General features: G+C 60.6%; 6 protein-coding genes. All 6 read right to left on the bottom strand.

Going from position 1 to position 6,200, the window contains the following annotated elements; translation table 11 throughout:
* The coding region (locus K288_RS50035; protein ID WP_051335046.1) for a hypothetical protein at window positions 1-875 on the bottom strand (875 nt) is incomplete at its 3' end.
* Window positions 876-1,409, bottom strand: coding sequence for a hypothetical protein (locus tag K288_RS0142070; RefSeq protein WP_027584722.1), 534 nt, complete (start codon window positions 1,407-1,409; stop codon window positions 876-878). It abuts the gene before it with no gap.
* A 4-nt stretch (window positions 1,410-1,413) separates the two neighbouring features.
* Window positions 1,414-2,961, bottom strand: coding sequence for a hypothetical protein (locus tag K288_RS48765; protein WP_201449817.1), 1,548 nt, complete (start codon window positions 2,959-2,961; stop codon window positions 1,414-1,416).
* A gap of 56 nt (window positions 2,962-3,017) precedes the next feature.
* Window positions 3,018-3,305 carry a hypothetical protein gene (locus tag K288_RS0142060; protein WP_027584721.1) on the bottom strand — a complete coding sequence of 96 codons (288 nt, stop codon included), beginning with the start codon at window positions 3,303-3,305 and terminating at the stop codon, window positions 3,018-3,020.
* Window positions 3,305-5,341: a hypothetical protein gene (locus K288_RS0142055; protein ID WP_027584720.1), complete on the bottom strand. Its 2,037-nt coding sequence runs from the start codon at window positions 5,339-5,341 to the stop codon at window positions 3,305-3,307. The genes K288_RS0142060 and K288_RS0142055 overlap by 1 nt, the downstream gene beginning before the upstream one ends.
* A 1-nt stretch (window position 5,342) precedes the next feature.
* A partial coding sequence (locus K288_RS53940; RefSeq protein ID WP_043162268.1) for a hypothetical protein occupies window positions 5,343-6,200 on the bottom strand: 858 nt, incomplete at its 5' end.

Genomic DNA, 6,200 nt, shown 5'->3' with positions numbered 1-6,200 from the left:
GTGGCAAAGCGTGCAGGCACCTCGCCGCCGTCCTTCAAGAACAGGCCAGCGCCAGCGAGGCCAAGGCCGCCAAGCTGCGAGAACAGGTTCGGGCCAGGAGAAGTTTGCGTGCCGTACGAGTTCTGACCTTGCGCCAGCGCCGCGGGCAAGCCGTACTGCGCGAGGAACGCCGCCTCTTGGAAGGGGAATCCCATCTGCTGCAAATACTGCTGATATTGCGCCGTGTCCTGATTCTGCTGCGTCTGCTGCTGCACGGCGCCAGCACCCATTTGCGCTTGGCCGCCCTGAATCCCGGCAGTCTGGCCGGCAACGCCGAGGTTGCCGAGTTCAGATGCAGCCGCCAGCGGGTTTTGCTGAAACTGCTGCTGCGCGGTCTGCACAGCTTGGTTGTAGCCCTGAGACTCGAGGTTCGCGATGACGGGCGCCTGCGCAAGCTGCTGCTGCCCGGCAAGCTGCGCCTGCGCGACCGCCTGACGATCGCCACCGAGCGCACCGGCAGCCGCCGCCGAGCCCTTCAAGGAGTTCTGCTGTTCGGCGTTCTGCTCGTTGAACTGCGCTTGCGTCGCATTCACGACTTGCTGTGTGTACGGGTTCTCGTACTGTGAGATTTGCTGTTGCGTGAGCGGGTTCGCGGCTCCCGACACCATCCCTTCTGCCTGCGAGATGGCCGGTTGCGCCTGCCCCGCGGCTTGGTTGATCGTGTTGATACCGGCCGTCTGCTGCGAGTTCACAGGAGCCGTCAATTCGCCCGTGTAAGGCGTATACGGCGTGCTCGCGACACCCTGAATCGTGTTCAGGATGCTCTGCACCGCCTGCGGATTGACGGGCGTCGTCTGCTGAGACGACGTGCTGGTTTGGGTCTTGTTGCCGCTCATTTACCGAGTCCTGTAGAGATGCCGCGGCGGCTCAATATTGGCCGGGGGCGGATGGACAAAGAAAGCGCCGGCAGGCGTCAACTGCCGTTCGTACAAGCGCACCTTCGCCGCGGCGCGCTTGGTCGAGAGAACGCCAATCGTGAGCTTCATCGTCGGATGATTCACGCGCAGCAAATCAACCATGTGCTTCGCGTATGCGATCAGCGTTTTCGCATGGTCCGACTCGCGATGATCGGGGTCAACGAAGTTGAGATATTCATCGACGTTGATTTCGTCGGAATACCAGAGCGAGCCGAACGAGAGCATGATCGTGCCCTCAAGATGCTTGTCGCCGATCACGCCGATAAGCCCCCGCGGGCCGGCGTCATCAGCAACGATCGATTTCGGATCAAGCAGCCGATCGATATAATAGTCCGTCTTCTTTTCCGAATACGGCACCAAGCCGTTTTCGGCGTGGCACATCTTGAACAGGCGCCAGACTTCAGCCTTATCCTCGATTGTCGCCTGCCTCACGATAGAAGGTTGGTTCTTCATTGCCTCAATCCCGCTTTGGTTTTGGAAGTCCCTTGAGCGTCTTAATCGTGTGCCGCCTGACGTGCTTCACCATCGCATCAAGGATGTTGTGCCCACGATCGATGTCCCCACCTCCTAGCTCAGTGACCTTTTCAGGCGGGATAACCAACTCGCCTTTCGCCGCAACAATCGGCACAGGAGCGCCCGCCGTTGCCGCACCGCCGTCTGCCTTCCACACAGGCTGTTGCGTGTCGTATTGCCCCATCCCCAATTGCTTCATCAGCGCGTTCGCGCCGGCAATCGAGTTGCCCTCGCCGAGTCCCGAAAGGATATCGGCCGGGATCACGTAGGCACCCGAGCCAACATTGATATCCGTGTTATCAGTCCGTCCGCCCGTGGTGCCGTGGATATATCCAGAGAACACGCCGCCGCCCGCCGCCTTCGCGACGCGCAGCGCCTTCTCGACAGCGCCACCGCGCTTCTTGCCGAACATGGTTGAAGGCCACATTTCGTATTCCCCTGCTGTGCCGGGATAGTGAGACTCGCGAACGTCGAATACTTCGGAAATGAAGGGTTCTTTGCTGCTGTTGCGCTTGGTCGAATAGCCGACAATGGCGTCATGCCCTGCGCGGCGCGCCGCACTGCCAACCGCCGCCTCTTGCAGCGCATAGCGGAGTTGGTTGCCGCTCTTGCTATTTTCGTAGATCGAATAGGCCCGGTCCTCCAATTCAGGAGCGTGCTTCTCCAAGAACTGCCGAACCAACTCAACCTTGTCATCGCGGCCGAGAAAGTACGGGCCAACCGAGCGCTGCACGTCGCTCTGCATTTCGTCGAACGCATCCTTGCCGAGGAGTTGCTTGTAAGCTGCCTCCGGAGCCCGACCGCCCGTCGCGCCCTTGACGAACAGCGGCGCTTTGATCGCAGTCTCGCCCGCGATCGGCTGAGAGCCGCCGTAATTCGGATTCACGCCGCTACCGCTGTAGTGCCGCTGGTTTGGCGAGCCCTTCGGCAGATAGAACACGCCGCCGCGAACAGACTCGTTCAATTCCTGTTCTGGTTTCTGGTTGCGCGACAGAGGGAGCGTGAGCGCTTCATCGTCCACCGCAGCGCCAGGCGTATTTCGCACCGCCGCAGCGAAGGCGTCCGACTCCGGAATCTTCGACCCAATCCCGAACGCGCGACCGGCATCCACAGGCACCACGCCGAGCGCGGTTTCACCCGCACCCGAGACGCCAGCGAACGGCGACGCGCCGCCCATCATGTGGGTTGCAGCCTCAATCGACGTTGACGGGTCATAGGTGCCGCTATCGAGCGAATATTGCGAGTTCTCGATCGCGCGTTGCGGGAGCGTCGCGGCATCGCTCGCCATACCGGCGACAAGTCGGCTTCCGATATCCGCAGCACGGTTGCCGAGTTCAGTGCCCCGCCACGTTGGCCCCGAGGGGATCAGCGCATCGCCAACGTCCGGAAGGTCTGCAACGTCGCCACCGTCCGCCCGGCGCTTCTTTGCCTTTCGTGCCACGCGAAGCGCCGCGGCCACCGCCTGGTTTTGCGGATGGCCCGCCGCGATCATCTCTCGGATGTTCGCCGAGATCGTTGCGCGCGACGAACCTTTTTTCAGGGGCATTTTCAAATCTCGTACAGCGGAATCTTGAATGCTTGCCCGCTGATGTTGATCGTTAGAAAGGCCGCAGGATGAGCGGGCAACGAAACAGTGCCAGAACCGGCCGTTGCCGCGTCGCTGATTTGCGCCGACGCTTGCGGGAAGGCATTCGTCAACACCGTGACCAGTTGCGAGAGCACCTGATTCCGGAGAATGTCGGCGGTAGTACCGGCCGCGGGGCCACCGCCAGCCTGCGCAGCCGGTGGAGCGCCGGACGTTGCACCACCAAGGCCATTGATCCAGTTGTCAGCCATTATCGCCTACCCATCGGCGCCGAACGGATTCGGATGTTGCCGAGCCGCCAGAACGAGCCAAGATCGCTCGACATAAACGTGAGCGAGATTTGCCGCCCACGTAGCCGAAGGTTGATAAACTCGACCGCCTGCGAAACGGTGAAGGGACCAAACACCAATGGCGGATCGTTGGGGAACGTCACCACGTTAATGGTGATTTGCACGCTCGCTGTCTGAGGCCCGTTGAAAACGCCCCATTTCATATCGGGGAACAACCAATCCACGAACATGAAATCGCGCGCTTCGCTCAAGACGAAATAGCCAGTCGTGAATGTCGAGATGAGCGGTTGCCCGTCGGCATCGTTCGAGGTTTCGTGCTGGAAGACGAGACCATTCGGCGCAGCGCCGATCGGCGGCCCTAAGACGCTCTGATCGATCCATGCCGCTCGCGGCATGTTGCCGAAGTCCCAAGTCCCTTCACTGACGTTCAGCTTGACGTATTTGTCGCACTCGCCCGTGCCGCCAGACTTCGACGGATAGAAATAGATCACTTCGTCAAATTCGCTGTTCGCACCAACAACGCATTTGCTCTGGTTGGCCGTGTCCAAGTCTTGAAAGATCACATCCCAGACCGAACAGGGAATCGCCTGCACGCCATTTCCGGACAGCACAAAGAATGTGCCAAACGAGAGCCAATAGACGTTGCCGCGCAGCGAGGTGACCGCATGCGGGCCGATCAGGCCGCAGCCCGACGACAGCTTATTGAAGCCGAACACGAAGGGCGGCCCCAGAAACTGCATCGCGTAAACGTCAATATCGGTCCAGATCAGCGCCTGTTGCGGCCCTTGGAGACCGGCAACAATCCTTGATCCAGTCGGGATGCGGAATGAGCCCGCTTGCGTTGCGGCCGTCACCTGAAAATTGGTGAAATCCTCACTGTCCGACCAGCGGACGAGAAGCAAATCTTGCTGACCATTGGAGAGTGTAGAGCCCCAACAGACGAGGATTTGTTCCGGCATCGCAACGAAGATGCCGTTGTTGAACGCGGGGCCGGTCGCAACAAGCTCCATCGTTTGGAAACCGGCATTCGGTTGAAAGAAGTAGATCGGGCCGCCTTGCGGGTTCGCGATCAAGTCCTCACCGAAGTTGTCGAGAGACCAATCAACCGCAGTAATCGGCGTGCCCGTCTGCTCTGCCGGCAGCACGCCAGTACCGAAGCCGCCGAGGCCGAAGCCACCGAGGCCGAAACCAGCGCCGGCAGCGGGCGGCCCGAGCGTGATGAAATACTCAATCTGCGCCTTGCCGCCATTCATCGACACGCCAGGATCGCCGATGGTCGCGTTCGCCTGCGCGGGCGCGGTGATTTCAAAATGGTTGGGGTCCGGCACGTCGATGACGGTAAACGTCGAAACGATTGTGACGCCGGCAACTACCGTCGGAATCGGGAAATTGAAGGTATCGTTGACGGCGAGCGCGTGGTTGTCGAAATCCACCGTGAACGTCGCGCTATCCATGACCGTTGTGAACGCCGGGACCGCGCCGCCAGCCGTGACCGCCGCGGTAGCATTCACGCCAGCGTCGATTTGATACGTGTTGGGGCCAGTGACCACCGTCACCGGGAAAAGCCCCATCAGGATCAGCCCGCCTACCGAAATCGGCGTGTTGAAGAAAACCGTATCGTCCGTCGTCAACGTCGCCGTAAGGTTGGGATCATTGATTTCAACATTGGAACTGCCAACCGTCGTCGTGAACGACGGCGCGAAGTCCGAGAGCAGGGTTTGCGGCGTTACGTCTTGCAGGCCGCCATTCGTCAAAACGACAAGCTGCGCCGTCGTCGCCACCGCAAGATGATCGAAGCCGCGAAGATCGGACCAACCATGTGTAGCGCGCGGAATGCCCGCAACGGGAGTGGGGAAAAACCTGTCCCATCCGCCGAGCTTTTGCGGAAGCCCATCCTTGAACCGGATGAGATCGCAAGACGAGATCGCAGATTCGTTCAGCGTCGGGGTGAACTCTGCGTTCACGCCCGGCGCTAGCCTCAACGATACTTCCGGCATGTCATGCCGCCCGAATGAGCCGAATGCCGCCCATAGTCGTCGGTGGCATGTTGGAATGCGCAGCCCCGCCCGTGTTGTTCGACTGAGCAGCGCCGGTGCCCGAACCGGTGAAGTTGACTGCTGCGAACGTGTTGAAGGACGGAACGACAAAGCCGGACGTGCCGGCTGGGGTCGCGGATTGAACGGCCGGGATATCGGATCGCGTCGAAGTGCCAGAAACGGTAACCTGAACGTTCGAAGTGATGGAGGGGATTTGGGCTGCCGACAGCGTAACGCTATCAGTGCCACCTCGCGAGAACAGGGTATCGCCATCGACGCCGCCGCGAGCCGTCGCGATGATGCCAGAGCCTTGGTTGAGGATCGCGGGAAGCGTGCCGATGAAATTGGGGACCGTCGTCCTTCCCAAGAACTGCGCCAGCGCCGGATAGGTGGCAGCGCTAAATGCCTGTCCAGCGCAATTGAGATACGGCGGAATGGTCGAAACCGTGATCCAAGACGGCACAGTCGCCGCCGCGATATCCAGATATGAACCGACGCGCCCGAGGTTGCGATAGCGCACGGTAGTCCCATGCACCTGAATATCGGTAATCTCACCCGGAGGCAGACCGATTGCTTCGGTGCCGCTCGCAATCGCGGCCAACAGCACACCCGGCCCGGTGCAAAGGTTCTCGACCGTCCACCAACCCATGACGCCAGCCGGGAACGTGATAACAGCGTTGCTGGTAAGCGCTCCGGTTACGCTGATGGTGCCATTGACAATTTCTGCCGCCGTCAGCGCATGGTTGTCGCCAGGGTTCACAGCGATGCTGCCAACGCCGCCGAGGATGGTATCCAACATCGTCGCGTTGCCGTTGACCGC

Origin of the sequence: Bradyrhizobium sp. Ai1a-2 (assembly GCF_000426245.1) — a bacterium.
Lineage (GTDB): Bacteria > Pseudomonadota > Alphaproteobacteria > Rhizobiales > Xanthobacteraceae > Bradyrhizobium.
The sequence above is the reverse complement of the archived record's forward strand: the minus strand, read 5'-3'. Positions and strand labels throughout refer to the sequence as shown.

Coding starts and splice junctions, on each gene's coding strand:
- K288_RS0142070 (WP_027584722.1), bottom strand. CDS start 1,409: ATGAAGAACCAACCTTCTATCGTGAGGCAGGCGACAATCGAGGATAAG.
- K288_RS48765 (WP_201449817.1), bottom strand. CDS start 2,961: ATGATCGCGGCGGGCCATCCGCAAAACCAGGCGGTGGCCGCGGCGCTT.
- K288_RS0142060 (WP_027584721.1), bottom strand. CDS start 3,305: ATGGCTGACAACTGGATCAATGGCCTTGGTGGTGCAACGTCCGGCGCT.
- K288_RS0142055 (WP_027584720.1), bottom strand. CDS start 5,341: ATGCCGGAAGTATCGTTGAGGCTAGCGCCGGGCGTGAACGCAGAGTTC.